This window comes from Micromonospora luteifusca, assembly GCF_016907275.1.
Classification (GTDB): domain Bacteria; phylum Actinomycetota; class Actinomycetes; order Mycobacteriales; family Micromonosporaceae; genus Micromonospora; species Micromonospora luteifusca.
In genome coordinates this window covers 3,624,975-3,642,872 of record NZ_JAFBBP010000001.1, presented here as the reverse complement: position 1 = coordinate 3,642,872, position 17,898 = coordinate 3,624,975, and the positions used below count along the sequence as shown (strand labels likewise).

The 17,898-nt window shown below is 72.1% G+C and carries 19 protein-coding genes; 5 read left to right on the top strand and 14 right to left on the bottom strand.

The window, feature by feature from the left end; genetic code table 11:
• Window positions 1-165: 165 nt before the first annotated feature.
• The 5 genes from JOD64_RS16470 to JOD64_RS16450 form a co-directional block, all read right to left on the bottom strand.
• Window positions 166-906 carry a hypothetical protein gene (locus JOD64_RS16470; protein ID WP_204943031.1) on the bottom strand — a complete coding sequence of 247 codons (741 nt, stop codon included), beginning with the start codon at window positions 904-906 and terminating at the stop codon, window positions 166-168.
• Window positions 897-1,439, bottom strand: a complete 543-nt coding sequence (locus JOD64_RS16465; protein WP_204943030.1) for a hypothetical protein — start codon at window positions 1,437-1,439, stop codon at window positions 897-899. The genes JOD64_RS16470 and JOD64_RS16465 overlap by 10 nt, the downstream gene beginning before the upstream one ends.
• 101 nt (window positions 1,440-1,540) lie before the next feature.
• Window positions 1,541-3,901, bottom strand: coding sequence for a sodium-translocating pyrophosphatase (locus JOD64_RS16460; RefSeq protein ID WP_204943029.1), 2,361 nt, complete (start codon window positions 3,899-3,901; stop codon window positions 1,541-1,543).
• 317 nt (window positions 3,902-4,218) lie between these two features.
• Window positions 4,219-4,656, bottom strand: coding sequence for an ATP-binding protein (locus tag JOD64_RS16455; protein ID WP_204943028.1), 438 nt, complete (start codon window positions 4,654-4,656; stop codon window positions 4,219-4,221).
• Window positions 4,653-5,009 (bottom strand): STAS domain-containing protein, encoded by a 357-nt coding sequence (locus tag JOD64_RS16450; RefSeq protein ID WP_088986718.1) that lies wholly within the window; start codon window positions 5,007-5,009, stop codon window positions 4,653-4,655. Before JOD64_RS16450 ends, JOD64_RS16455 begins: the two co-directional genes overlap by 4 nt.
• Window positions 5,010-5,325: 316 nt before the next feature.
• On the opposite strand from JOD64_RS16450, the gene sftH reads away from it, so the two are divergent.
• The 4 genes from sftH to JOD64_RS16430 all read left to right on the top strand — a co-directional run bounded on the left by sftH (window position 5,326) and on the right by JOD64_RS16430 (window position 9,715).
• Window positions 5,326-7,635 carry a DEAD/DEAH box helicase gene (sftH, locus tag JOD64_RS16445; protein WP_239561190.1) on the top strand — a complete coding sequence of 770 codons (2,310 nt, stop codon included), beginning with the start codon at window positions 5,326-5,328 and terminating at the stop codon, window positions 7,633-7,635.
• A gap of 99 nt (window positions 7,636-7,734) precedes the next feature.
• Window positions 7,735-7,938 carry a hypothetical protein gene (locus tag JOD64_RS16440; RefSeq protein ID WP_204943026.1) on the top strand — a complete coding sequence of 68 codons (204 nt, stop codon included), beginning with the start codon at window positions 7,735-7,737 and terminating at the stop codon, window positions 7,936-7,938.
• An 89-nt stretch (window positions 7,939-8,027) separates the two neighbouring features.
• Complete coding sequence (locus JOD64_RS16435; RefSeq protein WP_204943025.1) at window positions 8,028-8,606, top strand: LURP-one-related family protein; 579 nt, start codon at window positions 8,028-8,030, stop codon at window positions 8,604-8,606.
• 260 nt (window positions 8,607-8,866) lie between these two features.
• The gene (locus tag JOD64_RS16430) at window positions 8,867-9,715 is read left to right on the top strand and encodes a phosphotransferase (protein ID WP_204943024.1); all 849 of its coding nucleotides are present in this window, start codon (window positions 8,867-8,869) and stop codon (window positions 9,713-9,715) included.
• 19 nt (window positions 9,716-9,734) lie between these two features.
• On the opposite strand, the gene JOD64_RS16425 is transcribed toward JOD64_RS16430, so the two are convergent.
• The 9 genes from JOD64_RS16425 to JOD64_RS16385 form a co-directional block, all read right to left on the bottom strand.
• Window positions 9,735-10,184, bottom strand: coding sequence for an Rv3654c family TadE-like protein (locus JOD64_RS16425; RefSeq protein WP_204943023.1), 450 nt, complete (start codon window positions 10,182-10,184; stop codon window positions 9,735-9,737).
• Window positions 10,184-10,591 carry a TadE family type IV pilus minor pilin gene (locus tag JOD64_RS16420; RefSeq protein WP_204946089.1) on the bottom strand — a complete coding sequence of 136 codons (408 nt, stop codon included), beginning with the start codon at window positions 10,589-10,591 and terminating at the stop codon, window positions 10,184-10,186. Before JOD64_RS16420 ends, JOD64_RS16425 begins: the two co-directional genes overlap by 1 nt.
• 89 nt (window positions 10,592-10,680) lie before the next feature.
• Window positions 10,681-10,848 carry a DUF4244 domain-containing protein gene (locus JOD64_RS16415; RefSeq protein WP_081883916.1) on the bottom strand — a complete coding sequence of 56 codons (168 nt, stop codon included), beginning with the start codon at window positions 10,846-10,848 and terminating at the stop codon, window positions 10,681-10,683.
• A gap of 22 nt (window positions 10,849-10,870) precedes the next feature.
• Complete coding sequence (locus tag JOD64_RS16410) at window positions 10,871-11,512, bottom strand: type II secretion system F family protein (RefSeq protein ID WP_204943022.1); 642 nt, start codon at window positions 11,510-11,512, stop codon at window positions 10,871-10,873.
• The gene (locus JOD64_RS33795; RefSeq protein ID WP_307813435.1) at window positions 11,509-12,753 is read right to left on the bottom strand and encodes a hypothetical protein; all 1,245 of its coding nucleotides are present in this window, start codon (window positions 12,751-12,753) and stop codon (window positions 11,509-11,511) included. The genes JOD64_RS16410 and JOD64_RS33795 overlap by 4 nt, the downstream gene beginning before the upstream one ends.
• Window positions 12,750-13,961 (bottom strand): TadA family conjugal transfer-associated ATPase, encoded by a 1,212-nt coding sequence (locus JOD64_RS16400; protein WP_204943021.1) that lies wholly within the window; start codon window positions 13,959-13,961, stop codon window positions 12,750-12,752. The genes JOD64_RS33795 and JOD64_RS16400 overlap by 4 nt, the downstream gene beginning before the upstream one ends.
• Window positions 13,958-15,061: a septum site-determining protein Ssd gene (gene ssd / locus JOD64_RS16395; protein WP_204943020.1), complete on the bottom strand. Its 1,104-nt coding sequence runs from the start codon at window positions 15,059-15,061 to the stop codon at window positions 13,958-13,960. Before ssd ends, JOD64_RS16400 begins: the two co-directional genes overlap by 4 nt.
• Before the next feature lie 220 nt (window positions 15,062-15,281).
• Entirely contained in the window at window positions 15,282-16,292 is a 1,011-nt protein-coding gene (locus tag JOD64_RS16390; protein ID WP_204943019.1) for a CU044_5270 family protein, read from the bottom strand.
• Complete coding sequence (locus tag JOD64_RS16385; protein ID WP_307813433.1) at window positions 16,292-16,843, bottom strand: RNA polymerase sigma factor; 552 nt, start codon at window positions 16,841-16,843, stop codon at window positions 16,292-16,294. The genes JOD64_RS16390 and JOD64_RS16385 overlap by 1 nt, the downstream gene beginning before the upstream one ends.
• A gap of 188 nt (window positions 16,844-17,031) precedes the next feature.
• Here JOD64_RS16385 and JOD64_RS16380 point away from each other — a divergent pair, with 188 nt between their 5' ends.
• Window positions 17,032-17,505 carry a hypothetical protein gene (locus tag JOD64_RS16380; RefSeq protein WP_204943017.1) on the top strand — a complete coding sequence of 158 codons (474 nt, stop codon included), beginning with the start codon at window positions 17,032-17,034 and terminating at the stop codon, window positions 17,503-17,505.
• The last annotated feature ends 393 nt before the right edge of the window (window positions 17,506-17,898 follow it).

Sequence of the window (17,898 nt, the reverse complement as noted above, 5' to 3'; positions counted from 1 at the left end):
CCGTACACCGTGGGTAGGGCCCGAAGCGGGTCACTGTGACGATGGCGGACCCACGGCCGAGGTCCGACCCGCCCGTTTTCCGCCTGGATCGTCCCGTCGGTTGTCCGGCACCGGACACCCGGCCGTGACCCCGGCAGGGTCGGCAACCTGGGCGAAATGACCGGTTCAGGGTCCCGTCGGCCAGGCGTCGGCAGGCGCCGCAGGAGGTGCCTCGCCGACCAACTCGGCGAGCCGGCCCAACCGTCGGCGGCCGGTGATCCGGTACGCCGGGCCGCCCTCACCCGGGCTGACCAGCGTGCCAGCGAGCCCGGCCGCCGCCAGCGCAACCCCGATCGGCTCCCAGCACTCCGCGTCGTCCACGCCGAGTCGCAACAGGAAGCCGCCGGGTGGCTCCGGCGTCCCGGCGGCGGCGAGCCACAGCCGCAGCCGCCGGCCGGTCAGGTGGAAGGTGGCTGGCGGGCGTAACGCCTGCCCGTGCAGCCAGGCCGCCGCGAGCGGTTTCAAGACCCGGGTGTACGACGTGCGCACGGCGTGTCGCTCGCCCTCGATCGGCTCCCAGCTCGCCGCCAGCCCCCGTGCGGCCAGTTCGGCGACGAGCACGTGCACCCGCCACGCGGCGTCCACCTGCACCGACAGGCGGGCGGTGCCGCCCATGCGCACCACCTCGCCCGGCCCGGCGAGCAGCCCGGCCAGGTCGGCGACCGTCGGTTCGGCCGCCTCCGCGCCGAAGAAGACAAGCTGCCGGCCCGCGTCTTCGGTCTGCGCCGGGCCGGGCTGAGCCGAGCCACCGCGACGGCGCGGCGGGCCGGAGGCCGATGAGCCTGATGTCGGATCGCCGGGCTCGGGGGCGGGAAACAGCGCCGGTGGCTGCGCCGCCGGGGAATCGCCGAGACCGCTCAGCGACACTCCGGCACCTCGTCGAAGGCCCGTTTCAACTCCTCGGAGTTGAGCTTGCTGGTGTCCAGCGCGCTCGCGTCGTACTCCGTGTTGAGGGTCGCCACCGCGGCCCGCACGCCGTCGTAGAAGGCGGTCGGCTCACCGATGCCCAAGCCGTCGATGGTGTCCCGGGCACGGCCGTAGGCATCCCGCATCTTCCCCAGCGAGCCGCGGAAACCAGCGGAGACGGCCTCGCCGTTGTCGGTCTCCGGGACGCCGGCCTGCTCCACCTTGCGGCGGGCGGTCTCGCTCGCCTGCTCCGCCCCACCGAAGAGCCGCACCAGGTTCTCCTTGGCCTGCGCCGGCGTGGTCTGCGCGGTCATCTGCTCATCGGTGCTGCTGGTCAACTTGCTGATCTCGGAGCGCCACGGGGTGAGCGCCCCGCAGACCGAGGCCGCCCAGGCCCGTGGGCTGGGGCCTCCGCCGCAGCCGGCAAGGACGACGACAACCGTGGCCAGGACCACCGTGAGCTTTCCGGCGGCAGACGCCCGGCACGTACGCATGCGTTGCAGCGTACGGCCTTTGGGCAGGTGTGGCACCGGTCCGGACGGCCGGGGTCCCCGGTCGACGCGGACGTCGACCGGGGACCTGTGCCAGTGCCGGGTCAGGCGTTGACCGTCTCCGGCCGGTGGTCGGTGCTGCCCGCGCCGGTGTTGCCATCGGCGTCGGAGTCGGACATCGCGATGCCCTTGCGCTTGCTGAACACCACCGACGCCACGATGATCAGCGTCGCGACCAGGGCGATGCCGACCCGCAGGCCGACGTTGCGGTCGTCGCCGACGCTCCAGGCCACCACGGCGGGTGCGATCAGCAGCGAGACCAGGTTCATCACCTTGATCAGCGGGTTGATCGCCGGACCGGCGGTGTCCTTGAACGGGTCACCGACGGTGTCGCCGATGACCGTGGCCGCGTGCGACTCGGAGCCCTTGCCGCCGTACGCGCCGTCCTCGACCAGCTTCTTGGCGTTGTCCCAGGCCCCACCGGAGTTGGACAGGAAGACCGCCATCAGGGTGCCGGCACCGATCGCCCCGGCCAGGTACGCCGCGAGCGCGCCGGGCCCGAGGCCGAAGCCGACCGCGATCGGCGCCAGGATGGCGAGCAGGCCGGGGGTCATCAGCTCGCGCTGCGCGTCCCGGGTGCAGATGTCGACGACCTTGCCGTACTCCGGGCGCTGGGTGCCGTCCATGATGCCGGGCAGCTCACGGAACTGCCGGCGGACCTCCATCACCACGGCACCGGCCGAACGGGACACCGCGTTGATGGCCAACCCCGAGAAGAGGAAGACCACCGCCGCACCGATGATCAGGCCGACCAGGTTGCGTGGGTTCGCCACGTTCAGCGCGTTGAGGATCTCGTTCCCGACGTCGTTCACGCCAGCCGTCGCGTACGCGCTGGTGAGCGTGTCGGTGTAGGAGCCGAACAGCGCGGTCGCGGCGAGCACCGCCGTGGCGATCGCGATGCCCTTGGTGATCGCCTTGGTGGTGTTGCCCACCGCGTCCAGCTCGGTGAGCGTACGAGCGCCGTGCTCGTCGATGTCGCCGGACATCTCGGCGATGCCCTGGGCGTTGTCGGAGATCGGCCCGAAGGTGTCCATCGCGACGATCACGCCGACCGTGGTGAGCAGACCGGTGCCGGCCAGTGCCACCGCGAACAGCGACAGCGTGATGGAGCTGCCGCCGAGGAGGAACGCCCCGAAGACACCAGCGCCGATCAGCAGCGCCGAGTAGACCGCCGACTCCAGACCGATGCTGATGCCGGCCAGGATCACGGTTGCCGCGCCGGTCTGCGAGCTCTTGCCGATGTCCTGCACCGGTCGCCGGTTGGTCTCGGTGAAGTAGCCGGTCAGCGCCTGGATCGCGGCGGCCAGCACGATGCCGATCACGACCGCGCCGATGGCCACCAGCCGCGGGTTGCCGGTGGCGTCGGTGAGGCCGTTGTCGAACTCGCCGAAGGTCGCCGGCAGGTACGCGTAGGCGGCGATCGCCACCAGCACCGCGGAGAGCACGGCCGAGAGGTAGAACGCCCGGTTGATCGCGGTCAGGCCGCTACGGTCGGACGCACGCAGCCGGGTGATGAAGACGCCGACGATCGCGATCAGCACGCCGATGGTGGAGATGATCAGCGGGAAGACCAGGCCCTCTTCGCCGAAGGCGGCGCGGCCGAGGATCAGCGCGGCGACCAGCGTCACCGCGTACGACTCGAACAGGTCGGCGGCCATGCCGGCGCAGTCACCGACGTTGTCGCCCACGTTGTCGGCGATGGTGGCGGCGTTGCGGGGGTCGTCCTCGGGGATGCCCTGCTCGACCTTTCCGACCAGGTCGGCGCCGACGTCGGCGGCCTTGGTGAAGATGCCGCCGCCGACCCGCATGAACATCGCGAGCAGCGCGGCACCGAAGCCGAAGCCCTCCAGCACGGTCGGCGCGTCACCCCGGTAGACCAGGACGACCAGCGCCGCACCGAAGAGGCCGAGGCCGACGGTGAGGAAGCCGACGACGCCGCCGGTCCGGAACGCGATCTTCATGGCCGCCTCGCGGCCGCCGGCCCGCTCCCTCGCGGCGGCGGCCACGCGCAGGTTGGCGCGGGTAGCCAGCCACATGCCGGCGCCGCCGATGAACGCGCTGAACAGTGCGCCCACCACGAAGAAGACCGAGCGGCCGATCTTCACCGCGAGTTCGCTGCCATCGGTGTCGTGCACCGGGAGCAGGAAGAGCAGCACCACGGCGACGACGACGAAGATCGCCAGGGTGCGGAATTGGCGGAGCAGGTAGGCCGAGGCGCCCTCCTGGACCGCCCCCGAGATCTCCTGCATCTTGTCGGTGCCTTTACCAGCGGCCAGCACCGTTTTTGTCAGGGCGGCAGCGAAACCGAGCGCCACCAGCGCGACAACCGCGGCGATGACGACGTAGGTGACATTGCTTCCGGTAAGGGAAAGCCCGCCGCCCTCAGCGGCCAAGGTCTCGGACATCTGTGTCCTCCTGTTACCGAACAATCGCGCCGGTGAGTGGAGACGCACCGACCGACGCCTGGATGCGGACTCGCAAGCGCGCGCCAACCCACCCCAGCGGACCAGCGATGAACACCCATACCCGCTGGCTGCGGGATGGATCACTTGCTGACAACCCGGGTACTGTAGCCCTCCGCCGTGTCGGAGGTCACACGCAGGTGCCACCGTGTCGCGATGATCTTCGTCGCTGTGTTATGAAACGAAATCTGATATAGGGCCCGATCCATGCAACAAGGCCGCATCCCCCACTGGGGATGCGGCCTACGAACCGACTCGGGTCAGTGGCCGACCGGCCACACCATCCGCACCTCGGTGCCGACGCCCTCGTCGACCGGACGCACCTGCAGGTCCTCGACGAAGCCGGCGAGCAACGCGAACCCGACGCCGGTGGTCAGCGCCTCATCGGTGAGCGACTCGTTGGCCAGCTCGTCCGGCGGCAGCGCGGTCAGACCGATGCCGGCCTCGATCGGCGCGCGGTCCACCACCCGCACCGCGTACGAACCGCCGTCGGACATCTCCACCAGCACCGGGTCGGCCAGGCCGTACTGCCGGTGCAGGGCCACCGCCCGCGTGCACGCCTCGCCGATGGCCAGGCGCACCTCGTCCAGCAGGTCCTCCCGGACCCCGGCACGGCGGGCGACGGCAACGCCGACCAGCCGCGCGGTGCGAACGTGCACCGGAGCGGGCGAGAACGAGAGCCTGACGGTCGCCATCACGCGCCGGCGCCCGCCGGGTCGGCGCTGATCGCCGCGTCGACCGTTGGGTGCAACGGGAACACCTGGTCCAGTGCGGTGATCCGGAAGATCTTGAGTAGTGGCTCCTTGTCGCAGACCAGGGCGAACGAACCGCCGGCCGAACGGAGCCGCTTGAGCGCGCCGACCAGCACGCCCAACCCGGTGGAGTCGAGGAAGTCCACCCGACCGAGGTCGACCACCACGTGACGGGCGCCACCATCGATCAACTCGAGGAGTCGTTCACGGAGCCGGGGCGCGGTGTAGACGTCCACCTCACCACCGACCTCGAGCACCGTGTGCTCGCCCACAGTGCGGGTCGCCAGCGACAGCTCCATCGGTCCTCCTCGCCAGAGCCGTAAACTCTCGTGGGCATCTAACCACTACCGCCGGTGCGGCCTGCGGACGCCAGCGGAGCTTCCCCTTACCCCCGGGCCCGACTTTTCATCTCCGAACACCAGTGCGAGAGTGCAGGGCGTGACCACCAACGACTTCAGCTCGGCCCGGCACACGCCGCGCCCAGACCTGGAGTCGTCGCCCGCGGCAACCGTATCCGCTGGTCCCGGCCCCGGGCCATCGCCAGCCGACCTTGGCCCCGGCCCTGAGCCATCGCCAGCCGAACTCGGTCCCGGCCCCGGGCCATCGCCGACGGACCTGCTGCGCCGGCTGCGCGCCCGGGGTGCCGGCGACCCGGTCACCCACGTCGAACGGGTGCCGGCCCGCGCCGGGGTGCCCGCGCCGTGGCCGTCGTGGGCGCCGCCGGAGCTGCGCGCGGCGTTCGCCCAACGCGGCGTGGTCGCGCCCTGGCAGCACCAGGCCGAGGCGGCCAACCTGGCGTACGAGGGCGAGCACGTGGTGGTCGCCACCGGCACCGCGTCCGGCAAGTCACTGGCGTACCAGCTCCCGGCCCTGGCCACTCTGCTCGCCGACCCCCGGGCCACCGTGCTCTACCTGGCACCGACCAAGGCGCTCGCCGCCGACCAGCTGCGGGCCGTCGCCGCGCTGGAGCTGGAGGGGGTACGCCCAGCCTGCTACGACGGTGACACTCCACGTGCCGAGCGGGAGTGGATCCGCCGGCACTCCCGGTTCGTGCTGACCAACCCCGACATGCTGCACCACGGCATCCTGCCCGGGCACGCCCAGTGGTCCGGTTTCCTGCGCCGCCTCGCGTACGTGGTGATCGACGAGTGCCACACCTACCGGGGGGTGTTCGGCTCGCACGTGGCGCACGTGCTGCGTCGGCTGCGCCGGCAGTGCGCACGGTTCGGCGCCACCCCGGTGTTCGTGCTCGCCTCGGCGACCTCCGGTGACCCGGCGACCGCGGCCGGGCGGCTGACCGGCCTGCCGGTGACGGCGGTCACCGAGGACGCGTCACCGCGCGGCGGGGTGACCTTCGCGCTCTGGGAGCCGCCGCTGTTGCCGCCCGACTCGGGCTCCTCCACCCCGGTGCCTCCGCAGGCGACAGGCGACCATGACGATCTCCATCAGGTCCGCCGGTCGGCGCTGCGCGAGACCGCGGACCTGCTCGCCGACACGGTCGCCGAGGGGGTACGCACACTCGCGTTCGTCCGCTCCCGCAAGGGCGCCGAGGTCGTGGCGGCCAACGCCCGGCGGGCGTTGGACGACGCGGTGCCGGGGCTCGGCGACCGGGTCGCCGCCTACCGGGGCGGCTACCTGCGCGAGGAGCGACGTGAGCTGGAACGGGCGCTGCTGCACGGCGACCTGCTCGGCCTGGCCTCCACCAACGCGCTGGAGCTGGGCGTGGACCTGGTCGGGCTGGACGCGGTGCTGATCTGCGGTTACCCGGGCACCCGGGCGTCACTGTGGCAGCAGGCCGGCCGCGCCGGGCGGTCCGGGCAGGAGGCCCTCGCCGTGCTGGTCGCCCGGGACGACCCACTGGACACCTACCTGGTGCACCACCCGGAGGCGATCTTCGGCGCACCGGTCGAGGCGACGGTGCTCGACCCGGCCAACCCGTACGTGCTGGCACCGCAGCTCGCCTGCGCCGCCGTCGAGGCGCCGCTCACACCGGCCGACCTGGCGCTCTTCGGCGACGGGGCGAAGGAGGCGGTCGACGAGTTGGTGGCGGCCGGGGCGCTGCGGCAGCGGCCCACCGGTTGGTACTGGCGGCATCGGGAGCGGCCCGAGGTGGACCTGCGCGGCGAGGGCGGCGCACCGGTCTGCGTGGTGGAGTCGTCGACCGGCCGGCTGCTCGGCACGGTCGACGGCGGCTCCTCGCACTTCCTGCTCCATCCCGGCGCGGTCTACCTGCACCAGGGAGTCTCGTACGTGGTCGACGACCTCGACCTCGCCGACGGCTGCGCGCTGGTGCACGCCGAGGAACCGGACTGGTCCACCCACGCCCGTGACGTCACCGACCTGTCGGTGGTGTCGGTGCGTTCCTACGTGGACGCCGGGCCGGTCGGCATGTTCCTCGGCGAGGTGGATGTGACCAGTCAGGTGGTGTCGTACCAGCGGCGGCGGATCGCCACCGGCGAGGTGATCGACACCCGGCCGCTCGACCTGCCCACCCGGGAACTGCGGACGGTGGCGGTCTGGTTCACCCTGTCGCCGCAGTCGCTGGCTGCCGCCGGGGTCCAGTCGGCGGACGTGCCGGGTGCGCTGCACGCTGCCGAACACGCGGCGATCGGCCTGCTGCCGCTGATGGCCACCTGCGACCGGTGGGACATCGGCGGGCTCTCCACCGCGGTGCACCCGGACACCGAGGCGCCGACCGTCTTCGTCTACGACGGGCACCCGGGTGGCGCCGGGTTCGCCGAGCGGGCGTACGGCACGGCGTCGGCATGGCTGCGGGCCACCCGGGACGCGATCGCCGAATGCGGCTGCGAGATCGGTTGCCCGTCGTGCGTGCAGTCGCCGAAGTGCGGCAACGGCAACCATCCGCTCTCCAAACCGGACGCGATCCGGGTGCTCGACGTGGTGTTGGCGAACCTGCCCGACTGAGCAGGTTGCATGAATCGGCACGGCACGGGGCACAATGGTGTGGGAGCGCTTCCATCGATACTTTTGTTGCTGCTCGCCCCCCGCGCCCGAGGAGAAGCCGTGGCCGACACCATCGCCGAGACCGTCGACCTGCTCTACACCATCGACCAGGATCAACTCACTCCCGACCAGCAGATCGCGCTTGGGTCCGCGCTGGCCGCCCTGGCCCAGGCGGAACGTCTGGAGCAGATCAACGAGCAGCTACGCGGCATCCACCAGGTCCTCAACACGTGGGCGCTCCGCGCCACAGTCGACGGCCGCTGACCTCTGACAGGGAAGGCGAGCTGGAGCGAGCCGGCAGCGAATGCCCGGTTGTGCGAGACTCCGGCGGACCAACCCCCGGAGGAGTTCAGATGCAGTTCGACAATTTGCAGAGCCAGCACCAGTTCCACGTCCGCCAGCGACTGCGCATGATGGTCAACCAGTACGAGGTCCGGGCGGTCTCCCCGGACGGCACCGAGGGTGAGCTGCTCGCGTTCGCGCAGCAGAAGCGGCTCGCTTTCAAGGAGCAGGTGACGATCTACACGGACGACTCCAAGCAGCAGCCGCTGCTCGGCTTCAAGGCCCGCCAGCGCCTCGACCTCGGTGCCACATACGACGTGACCGACGCGGCCGGTAACCCGATCGGCCTGTTCCGCAAGGACTTCGCCCAGTCGCTGCTCCGGTCCACCTGGCACGTCGAGCAGAACGGCCTGCCGCAGGTGACGGGCCAGGAGCGAAGCCTGCCGGTGGCTTTGCTGCGCCGCTTCGTCGACTCGCTGTCCTGGCTGCCGTACCACTTCGACTTCACCGCCGGTGGCCAGCCGGTCTTCACGGTGGTGAAGAAGTGGGGCCTGCGCGACAAGTACATCGTCGAGGTGCAGCACCCGCAGATCGACCGCCGCCTGGTCATCGCGATGGCCGTCGCCCTCGACGCGCTCCAGGCCCGCTGACAAACTGACCCCACCCCTAGGCCGCTGGCGGGACCCCCGCCTGCTGCAGGCGAGCCGCAACAGTCCCGGCCCGGCCAGCCCGTGAGCTGTCTACTCCGCCCACGGCCTGGTGCAGGATCCGCTCAACTACAGGGAAAGTGCTGTCTCCAGGACGCCCGAGGCAGCACTTTCCCTGATGTTGTGCGGATCAGGAGATGGGCGGGGCGGTCGGGCGGCTGAAGTCGCTCGACTAGGTTCGCTGCCCTCGTAGGATCTCCGCCATGGCTCTCGGACGCGCCAATCTGTCGACGCGGCAGCGAGCCCTGTTGGATCAATGGCTTCCCGGCGCGAACGCCGAGAAGGACCACAGCTGGGGCCTGGTGCAGACGACGGTTCTGGAGATGACGTACGCCGGTTCACGATTCATCGTCAAAGCCGGCGGCGACGATGACCACCACGTCGAACGCGAACTGCGCGCCCATCTCAGCTGGCTGAGTCCCTGGACCAGCCTGGGCCGCGCACCCCTGCTGGAGTACGGCGACTCGAAGGCGAAGCTCCTCGTCACGAGATACCTGCCGGGTGAGCTGGTGCTCGGCAGCGAACACGCTGACGTTCCCGCAACCTACCGGGAGGCAGGCGAACTCCTCGCACTGCTCCACGCACAGACCCGCATCGTCGACGCGGACTACGAGGAGCGGGAGAACGAGAAGTCATTCGCCTGCCTCAGCGGACCGCACCGAATCGCTACGAGCACGGTGGAACGGCTGCGCGCCGAGATCACCAGCTGGCCGACGCCGGAAGCACTGCTCGTGCCGACTCACGGAGACTGGCAGCCCCGGAACTGGCTGATCCACAACAACATCGTCAGCATCATCGACTTCGGTCGGGCGTCGATGCGTCCCGCCTACACGGACCTCACCCGGCTGTCCGCCCAGGATTTCCGCCGCGACCCGAAGCTTGAGAGAGCGTTCCTCGACGGGTACGGGGTGGATCCGCGCCAGACGCCCGCGTGGCACCGCAGTCGAGTCCGTGAGGCGATCGGCACGGCAACCTGGGCCTACCGGGTAGGCGACGAAGCGTTCGAAGCCCAAGGGCACCGAATGATCGCTGAGGTTCTCGGGCCGTCCTAACACGCACCGGGCTGCCTACTCAGCCACGCACCGGCCCGGCGCGGGCCGTTGACGCCGCGACCCGAGTCAGGCCAGGCAGTGGCGTGACTGTCGTCTCGACGGTCACCAGCAGGTCCAGCCCGTCGAGACGACAGTCGACCAGCCGACCACCGTTGCGGGCGGCGATGTCGGCAGCGAACGTACAGGCCGTCGAGTCGCCATCGAACGCCCTGCTGGCCCCGGCCAAAGCTCCCAGGTCAGCAGCGACCGCCGCTCGCTGAGCCGCCATCGCAGCCCCGGCGACAGCGGCACCGAATGTCCCTACCAGCACGAACGCCATCCCCACTGCCAGCAGAATGACGGTCGCCCCACCTTGCTCGCTGTCTGGTCGGCCACCCTCGGGGCACTTGGCGTCCGACCGGCTGCCGTGGGGGTGCCCGGTGTTCGATTCGCGGCCGTAGCGGGACGGTCGGGCGTCAGGTCGTCGCATCACGGGACCCTCTCCCCGACGCGGGGTTCGAGTGCCGCGACGGCGGTGGCGACCACGGTGATCCGTGGTAACCGGCCGCCCAGGGTGCGCACGGGTGCCCGTACCGTCGCCTGCGCGCGGTCCCCGTCGATCGACACCGACACTTCCGCGCCCGGCGGCGCCGCGCCCCCGCCATCCGCCTTGTCGACGTCGCCCCGGGCGGCGGCCAGCGCCGCTTCCCGGGCCGCGTGCAGGCAACTCGCCCGGGTGCTGACGGCGTTGACCGCAGCCAGGCCGGCGAGCAGGAGCAGGAGCAGCGCCGGCAGGCCGGCCGCCAGTTCGGCGGTGAAGGACCCCCGGTCTCCACCGGCGGGGGTCTTCCGCCCGCGACCGGACGCCCGACCGGGCCTCCGCCCGTCGCCGGGCACCGCGTCGACGAGACGGAACCCCCACCTGCCGGTGGACGCACGTCCGGCGAACTCGGACCTCCGACCACGGCCGGCCTGCCGGCGCCCGATCACTTCAGCGCCCGGTCGATGACGGCGGTCAGCGCCGACTGGACGTTGCCGGAGGTCAGCACCTTCAACAGGATCCCGGCGAAGGCGACTGCGGCGAGCGTGCCGACGGCGTACTCGGCCGTGTTCATTCCGGCGTCGCCGCGCAGGCGGGCGATGAGTTTGCGCATGGCTGTTTCCCTTCTCGATGGATCAGAGCACGTCGCCGAGAACGGCGACGATCACCGGCACCAGGCCGGCGAGAATGAACGCCGGCAGGAAGCACAGCCCCAGCGGCAGGACGATGAGCACGCCCGCCCGGCGGGCCGACGCCTCGGCAGCGGTGGCCCGGTCGGCGCGCAGGTCGTCAGCGAGCCGGGCCAGCGCACCGGCCAGGGCGGCACCACTGTTGGCCGAGCGCAACGCCGCCGCGGTCAAGCGCTCGGCGCCGGGCACCCCGTCCAGTGCGGACCACGCCTCGGCCGGGCCACCGCCGAGCAGCAGCGTGCGGCCGACCCGGGCCAACCGGCCGGCGAGCGGCCCGTCCAACGCGTCGGCGACGGCCAGCACCGAGCGATCCACCGGGGCACCCGCCCGCATCGCGGCGGCCAACAGGTCGACGGCGAGTGGCAGGTCGACGGTCTCCTGAAGCCGCCGTCGGCGGACAGCCGGCGATTCGATCCGCCGGAGCAGGAAATCCAGCAGGAACGCGGCCGGGATCGCACCGAGCAGCCCGAGCCAGCCCTCGACGACCACGGCCACGGCGAGCCCGCCCAACGCCGCGGCGAGCCGGACCGCGTCCGGCCGCCGCCCGCCGGCCGGACTACGCCGGCTCGCTGGACGCTGCGGCATCATCCCGCCCGCCCCGGCGTCGCGCCCAGCCGTTCAGCCCAGAGGAGGCCCACGACCTGCAGGACGACCGCGAGAACAGCGCACGCTCCGCCAACCGTGCTGTGCAGGAGCACCGCCACGGGGTCGACGCCGATCCCGTACCCGAGGCCGATCCCGCCGATCGGCAGCGCCGCCAGCAACCAGGCCGTGGCCCGGGCACCGGCCGCCTGGGCCGCTGCGGCGGCCAGACCCCGGTCGGTAGCCCGCGCGTCCGCCTCGATCCGCTCGACGAGTTCGGCCAGCGGTGCGCCGGTCCGGTCGGCCAGTCGCACCGCGGCCGACGTCAGCTGGCGCAGCCGGTCCGACCCGTCCCGCCCAACGGCGGCAGCCTCGAGCGCGTGCTGGACGGGCAGACCGGCCCGGAGGTCCGCCGCGAGGCCACACAGTTGGTCCAGCCCACTTCGGCGGCTCCGTTCGGCGGTCCGGTTCAGTCGCCAGCGCAGCACGGCCCGCACGGCCAGGGCGCCGTACCCGCCTACCGCGATCGCAGCGACCGGCCCACCGACCACGGCACCGACTCCGCCTCCCAGCACACCGACCAGCGGCAGCACGCGCCTCGTCGACCACGGGACCCGTTGCGACGAGCGGGCGCTCGGACGTGTGGCCGTCAGGTCGGACGCGCCGACAGGCCGGTCGTCACCGAAAACGACGTCCCCGCACGTCTCGGCCGTTGCCACGCCGGACGTGTCGCCCCGACAGCCCACCTCGACATCGCCGCCGTCGATCGCGGCCATGGATGTGCCACCGCGCGGTGTTGCCTCGATGGTGGTGGCCTCCGGCCGGGTGGTGCCGGCGGGGCGCCGGGGATCCCGACGGATCGGTGGGCGCGTCGGGCCGGCCGGACGGGTAGACCCCACCGACCCGCCCGCCACCCCGAGCCAGCTCGGGCTGCCGGTGACGTCCCGGCTGGGCCAGCCGAGCGCCGTCCGACTCCCGGCCGAACCCGCACCGGTTGACGGCTGGTACGCGACGCCGGCCGGATGACCCGGGGTCGGTAGGTCCCCAGACCCGTCGACCGGTCCGTCCGGCGTGCGGTTCAGGTCCCGGATCCACTCCACCAACGCGTCGTCGGGGTCGGCCCCACCGCCCGCACGTCCCGCAGCCAGCACCCGACGTCGACGGGCCCGGACGCTCTGCACCGGCCAAGCCACCAGCGCGGCAGCGGCCAGGAGCAGCGCCGCCACCAGCATCGTCGCGCCGGTCATGCCGGGCCTGCCGATCCGGGCCACGGCTCGCTGAGGATCGGCGGCACCGCCACCCCCCGCTGGCGTAGCAATGCCCCGAGTGCACGGGCGGCCAGCCCGAGCCCGGTGCCGCGTACCCAGGCGGGCACCACGGTCACCAACCGTTCGGGCCCTTCGGGTAACAGCAGGCAGACCGACTCCAGGACGCGTCCCCGGTCGCCACGTCGCACCTGGAACAGCACCTGCAACGCGGCGGCCACCTGGGCGTGCAGCGCGGCGCGAGGCAGCCCACCCAGCATGCCCAACGCCTCCAGCCGAGCCGGCACGTCGGACGGCGTGTTGGCGTGCAGCGTGCCAGCACCCCCGTCGTGGCCGGTGTTGAGCGCGGCCAGCAGGTCGACCACCTCACCGCCCCGGCACTCCCCGACCACCAGCCGGTCCGGGCGCATCCGCAGTGCCTGCCGGACCAGGTCACCGAGGTTGACCACCCCCGAGCCCTCCACATTGGCGGTACGCGCCTGGAGCCCCACCACGTGCGGGTGTCCCGGACGCAGCTCGGCCGCGTCCTCCACCAGCACGATCCGCTCGGTGGCTGGCACCATCCCCAGCAGCGTGTTGAGCAGGGTGGTCTTGCCCGACCCCGTGCCCCCGGTCACCAGATAGGCCAGCCGGGCAGCGACGACCGCGGCGAGCAGCGGTGCCACCGGTCGCGGCACGGTCCCGTGACGCACCAACTCGTCGAGGGTGAACGGCCGGTGCCGGAAGGTCCGCAGGGACAGGTAGGGACCCTCGGTCGCCACCGGCGGCAGCACCGCGTGCAGCCGGGTGCCGTCGGGGAGCCGGGCGTCCGCGTACGGGGAGCCGTCGTCGAGCCGCCGGCCTGCGCTCGCGATCAGTCGCTGCGCCAACCGGCGCACGTCCTCCATCGAGCCCACCGGGACCGCGACCTGCTGCAGCCCCGCACCACGGTCGACCCAGACCCGGGTCCCGTTGACGAGGACGTCGGTGACCTCCGGGTCGGCGAGCAGCGGGGCCAGCGGCCCGGCGCCGACGAGATCGTCGTGCACCCGGTCGGCGATCCGCAGGACGGCGGTGTCACCGAGCACCGCGGCGGTTGGCTCGGCCCGTACCGCGGAGACGATCGCCGCCGGAGTCACCGGGGTCGTGGCGGCGGCGATCCGCTGCCGCACCCGGGCGGCGAGGTTGTCGTGCTCGGGACGGCCGGTCATGCCGCACCGGTCGCGGGCACACCGGTCAGGTCGGTGACGATCCGTTGGCAGAGGGCCGCCAGTGGGCCCTTGCCCGCGGCGGCCGGCGCCTCGCCTCGTTCCAGCCCACGGCAGAGCCCCGGCTCGGGGCGCAGCGTGCCGGCCAGGGGAAGCCCGAGCGCCCGCGCCACTTCGGTGGCACGCAGCCGGCCCGGGGCGGGCCCGCGCACCACGACCGAGAGCGCAACGCAGTGCGGGGCGGCCGCCGCCACCACCCGGGCGGCCGCAGCGGTGGCACGCAGCTCGGCGGGGACGACAACGAACGCCTGGTCGGCCGCCTGCAATGCCACCACTGCCGCGTCGTCCAACTGGCGGGGCAGGTCGACCACCACGAAGTCCCGCCCACGCCGGGCTGCGTCGACCGTTGCCGCCATCGCCGCCGCCGGCAGCGCCAGCACCTCGCCGCGGTCCCAGGAGAGGACCACCAGGTCACCCCGGCTGGGTAGGGCCTGAACCAGCGCCGGGGCGTCCACCCGCCCGTCGGCACCGGTGAGTGATGGCCACCGCAAACCTTCCAGCTGCTCCCAGCCCAGCACGAGGTCGAGGCCACCACCGAGCGGGTCGGCGTCGACCAGCAGAGTGCGCAACCGGGCCCGCGCGGCGGTCACGGCAAGACCGCCGGCGAGCACACTCGCGCCCGCACCGCCCCGACCACCGAACACCGCGACGACCCGGGCGGCTCCGCCGGCCGAACGGTCTGGACCGTGCTCGGCGAACCGGTCCACCAGCCACGGCTCGGCGGCGGGCAGCATGGCGACGTGCTCAGCCCCGATCAGCTCGGCGATCTGCCATCCGGGGTCGAACTGACCGACTCGGCCGACCAACACCAGCCGGGGACGTTGCGGCATCCGGGCACGCAGACACGACTGCGCCTGGTCGGCGCCGAGCAGCACCAGCGGCGCGGGCTGCCAGCGGGTACGTGCGGCCGCTGGGTCGGGGGCGAGCTCCACCTCGGTGCCGCCGGCAGCGGCGAGTCGGAGCACATCGTCGAGCAGATCGTCGTCGCCGGTGACGACCAGCGGAAGCCGGCGGATCGGCGGAACCGAGGTACGGGATGGCATCGCGACCTCCAGCGGTCGGGCTCTGGTATGCCGCCGACCCTGCTCGGAAACCGCCCCGCAAGCCGCCCCGACCGCGCCACCTGTGGACAACTCGGTGGGCTGTGGACAACGCCCGCCGAGACAATTGATCTGCTACGCGCGCGGCCTGTCCGCCACAGCTCCGGCCGGTTGGATACGCAACGGGGCCGCTCCCGACAGGAGCGGCCCCGGGAGTCGGCGGTCAGCCGACTCGATCGGTCCAGGCGGCATCGAGGATCACCTGGTACGAGCTGATCCGCACCGGCGACAGCGTCAAAAGCTCGTGGGCGAGCAGCTCACCCGTCGTCGGGTTGAAGATCAGGAGAGACTGCGCGTCGTGTTCGCGGTCGTCGAACGTGACCGCGACCCCGTCCCGGCCGGCACGGTCCGTGACCTTCCCGCGCCAGCGGAAGCCCGGCACGTCGGCCAGGACCCGCAGGATCTCCGCTCGGGTCGCACGCGACACCACGTACCGCGAGTAGAGCGTGCTGACCTCCTTGCTCGCCGCACCCGGCCCGTACTCGACCTTCAGCAGTTCACGCAGCCCCGACGCGTCGGGCGGCGGTGGCGTGAGTTCCATGGGCGGCAGCGGGATCATGGCCGGCGCGGAGTTGCCGGCGACTGCCGGCCCCGAATCGAGTCTGCGCCGCCAGTAGTCCTGGGATTCCTGGTCCGGGTACTGCGGCTCCAACTGGGTGTTGATCTGACTGCCGGTCCCGTCTGCGGCCTGCCAGACCTTCGACTCCCCGGCGTAGGCGACGTGGTGACGGCCGTCGGCGGAGGACATCACCGGGTCACCCCACAGCTTCGTGTGGTGATACATGTAGCGCCCGCCGCGGTGGTCGTACGCCGCGTCCTTGATCTTGCTGGCCAGGGCCCGGAGCTGCGGGCCGGCGTCCGGTGGGTCCGCGTCGAACTGGTAGGCGACCGGCACGAGCACCAGCCCCGCCGCGTCTCCGAGCCCGCCCGGGCCGTCCGATGCGGGCCGGTCGAACGGCCGCAGGACCGCCACCGCACCGGCCGCGACCGCCAGCGTCCCGGCAGCCAGGACCATGCGACGGGTCGGGTGTACGCGACGACGCCTGACGACCATGTCGGTGGTGCCGGCGCTGTCGATCAGTTCGCGTGCCGAGACCAACGGCGGCGCGACGGCGGCGTTCCGGGCCGGGTCGACCGGGCCGAGGAGAGTACGGGTGCGCGCTGCTCCGAACATCACAGATCCTCTCGAAGAGTCGCCAACATCGGACGTCGGGCGTGGACGGGTCGGTCCGACATCGCTTCGGTGAGCCGCCGACGGGCGCGGTGCAGGCGAACCGCCGCAGCCGCCCGGGTGCAGCCGAGAACCTTGGCCGCCTCGGACACCGTCAACTCCTCCCAGCCGACCAGCCGGAGGATCTCCTGATCGAGCTCGCTCAGGATGGCCAGCGCGGCCCGGACGTCGGCGACCCCGACGGTCACGTCAGCACCGGACGAGCCAGCCACCCGTGCCAGGTCGACGTCGGTGATCGGCAGGACATCGGGGGCGCCACGCCGCGACCGCCACTGATTCGCCAGCAGGCGCCGAGCTACCCCGTACAGCCAGGGCAGGCTGCGGTCCGGCACCTCGTCACGACGCCGCCAGGCAACGACGAAGACCTCCTGGGCCAACTCCGCCGACGCGTCCCCGTCCGCCATCCGGCGCAGGCCATACCTCACGATGTGCGCGTACTCGGCGGCGTAGAGGCTGGTGAACCAGCCCTCGTCCCGCTTCCCCGGTGGACCCACCCGAACCCCCATTGCCTCGGCGACTCTCACCCTGGCTTGTGTCACGGCGGGGCCGATGATTACCGATGGATCTACGCGCTGTCCTGAGTGGCGGTACCCGCATCCCGGCCGCACCGGCGCGCAGTGGGAGCTATTTGCGTCTGGTATCCGTTGTCTTTTGCGCTCACGCCCGCGCGTACTCTCGCGGCATGGCCGACCCTAAGCAGCACGTCGAGCGCGAAATCGTGCGTATCCTCCGTGCTGCACGACAAACCACGGGTGAGCGCCGCACGATCCTGCTGCGTGACCTCGCCGAGCAGATGGTGGACCTGCGCGAGCACTACCAGGTCCCGTCCGGCGACCCTGACTGGACCGGCCGCACCGGGGTGTACCGGTACGCAGTACGCGAGCTGTATGCCCAGGCCGGCTACAGCCCCGAGGAGCGGAAGCTCACCCAGACCTCCACCCGGTACCACGTCGGCAACCTGGTGCGCGCGCGTGTGCCGCAGGAGACCGCCGACGCTCTCGGGCTCGAACGCACCACCCCGCAGGACCGCAACCGCATGCGCACCCGACGCGACCGCGACGAGCTGCGCGAGCTGCTGGCCGAGGCCCGCGAGCTGCTGGCCGCGCACAAGAAGACCACCGGAGGCGCGCAGGGTATTTCCAGTTCGGCGCGCTAGTTCGTGCTCTACTCGTTCGCGGCGGGCCCGGAGACTCTCGCTAGTACAGCACTTCTTGCTGCCTGGCGACCGTCCGTCGCCAGCGGGCCGCGCCGAACCTGCTGCGGGTTGCGGTCCCAAGCTGGCGGCTGCCGCCAAACCAGCGTCGACGAGCAGGTGCCGGACGCCGGTCGTTGACCATCTAGGTCGACCCGGGTCCGAGGCTCACGCGCCTCTCCGCTGCGTCCCTACCTGTCCACCGAGTTCTGGGGTAGCCGAGTTCGTCCTCAAGCGTCTCGCCCTTGCGCTCGCCGTCACCGGCAGCGAGATGTCAACCGCGGTCATCTGTGTGCTTGACCCCGACCAGGACGACGTCGGAGAGGTCGACCTCCGCGGCCCAGGAGGCGCTGCCTC

Bases quoted from the DNA above. Each gene is read 5' to 3' on its own strand.
- JOD64_RS16410 (WP_204943022.1), bottom strand. From the start codon at position 11,512: ATGATGCCGCAGCGTCCAGCGAGCCGGCGTAGTCCGGCCGGCGGGCGG.
- JOD64_RS33795 (WP_307813435.1), bottom strand. From the start codon at position 12,753: ATGACCGGCGCGACGATGCTGGTGGCGGCGCTGCTCCTGGCCGCTGCC.
- JOD64_RS16465 (WP_204943030.1), bottom strand. From the start codon at position 1,439: ATGCGTACGTGCCGGGCGTCTGCCGCCGGAAAGCTCACGGTGGTCCTG.
- JOD64_RS16460 (WP_204943029.1), bottom strand. From the start codon at position 3,901: ATGTCCGAGACCTTGGCCGCTGAGGGCGGCGGGCTTTCCCTTACCGGA.
- JOD64_RS16400 (WP_204943021.1), bottom strand. From the start codon at position 13,961: ATGACCGGCCGTCCCGAGCACGACAACCTCGCCGCCCGGGTGCGGCAG.
- JOD64_RS16390 (WP_204943019.1), bottom strand. From the start codon at position 16,292: ATGTTCGGAGCAGCGCGCACCCGTACTCTCCTCGGCCCGGTCGACCCG.
- ssd (WP_204943020.1), bottom strand. From the start codon at position 15,061: ATGCCATCCCGTACCTCGGTTCCGCCGATCCGCCGGCTTCCGCTGGTC.
- JOD64_RS16415 (WP_081883916.1), bottom strand. From the start codon at position 10,848: ATGCGCAAACTCATCGCCCGCCTGCGCGGCGACGCCGGAATGAACACG.
- JOD64_RS16450 (WP_088986718.1), bottom strand. From the start codon at position 5,009: ATGGAGCTGTCGCTGGCGACCCGCACTGTGGGCGAGCACACGGTGCTC.
- JOD64_RS16425 (WP_204943023.1), bottom strand. From the start codon at position 10,184: ATGCGACGACCTGACGCCCGACCGTCCCGCTACGGCCGCGAATCGAAC.
- JOD64_RS16430 (WP_204943024.1), top strand. From the start codon at position 8,867: ATGGCTCTCGGACGCGCCAATCTGTCGACGCGGCAGCGAGCCCTGTTG.
- JOD64_RS16380 (WP_204943017.1), top strand. From the start codon at position 17,032: ATGGCCGACCCTAAGCAGCACGTCGAGCGCGAAATCGTGCGTATCCTC.
- JOD64_RS16435 (WP_204943025.1), top strand. From the start codon at position 8,028: ATGCAGTTCGACAATTTGCAGAGCCAGCACCAGTTCCACGTCCGCCAG.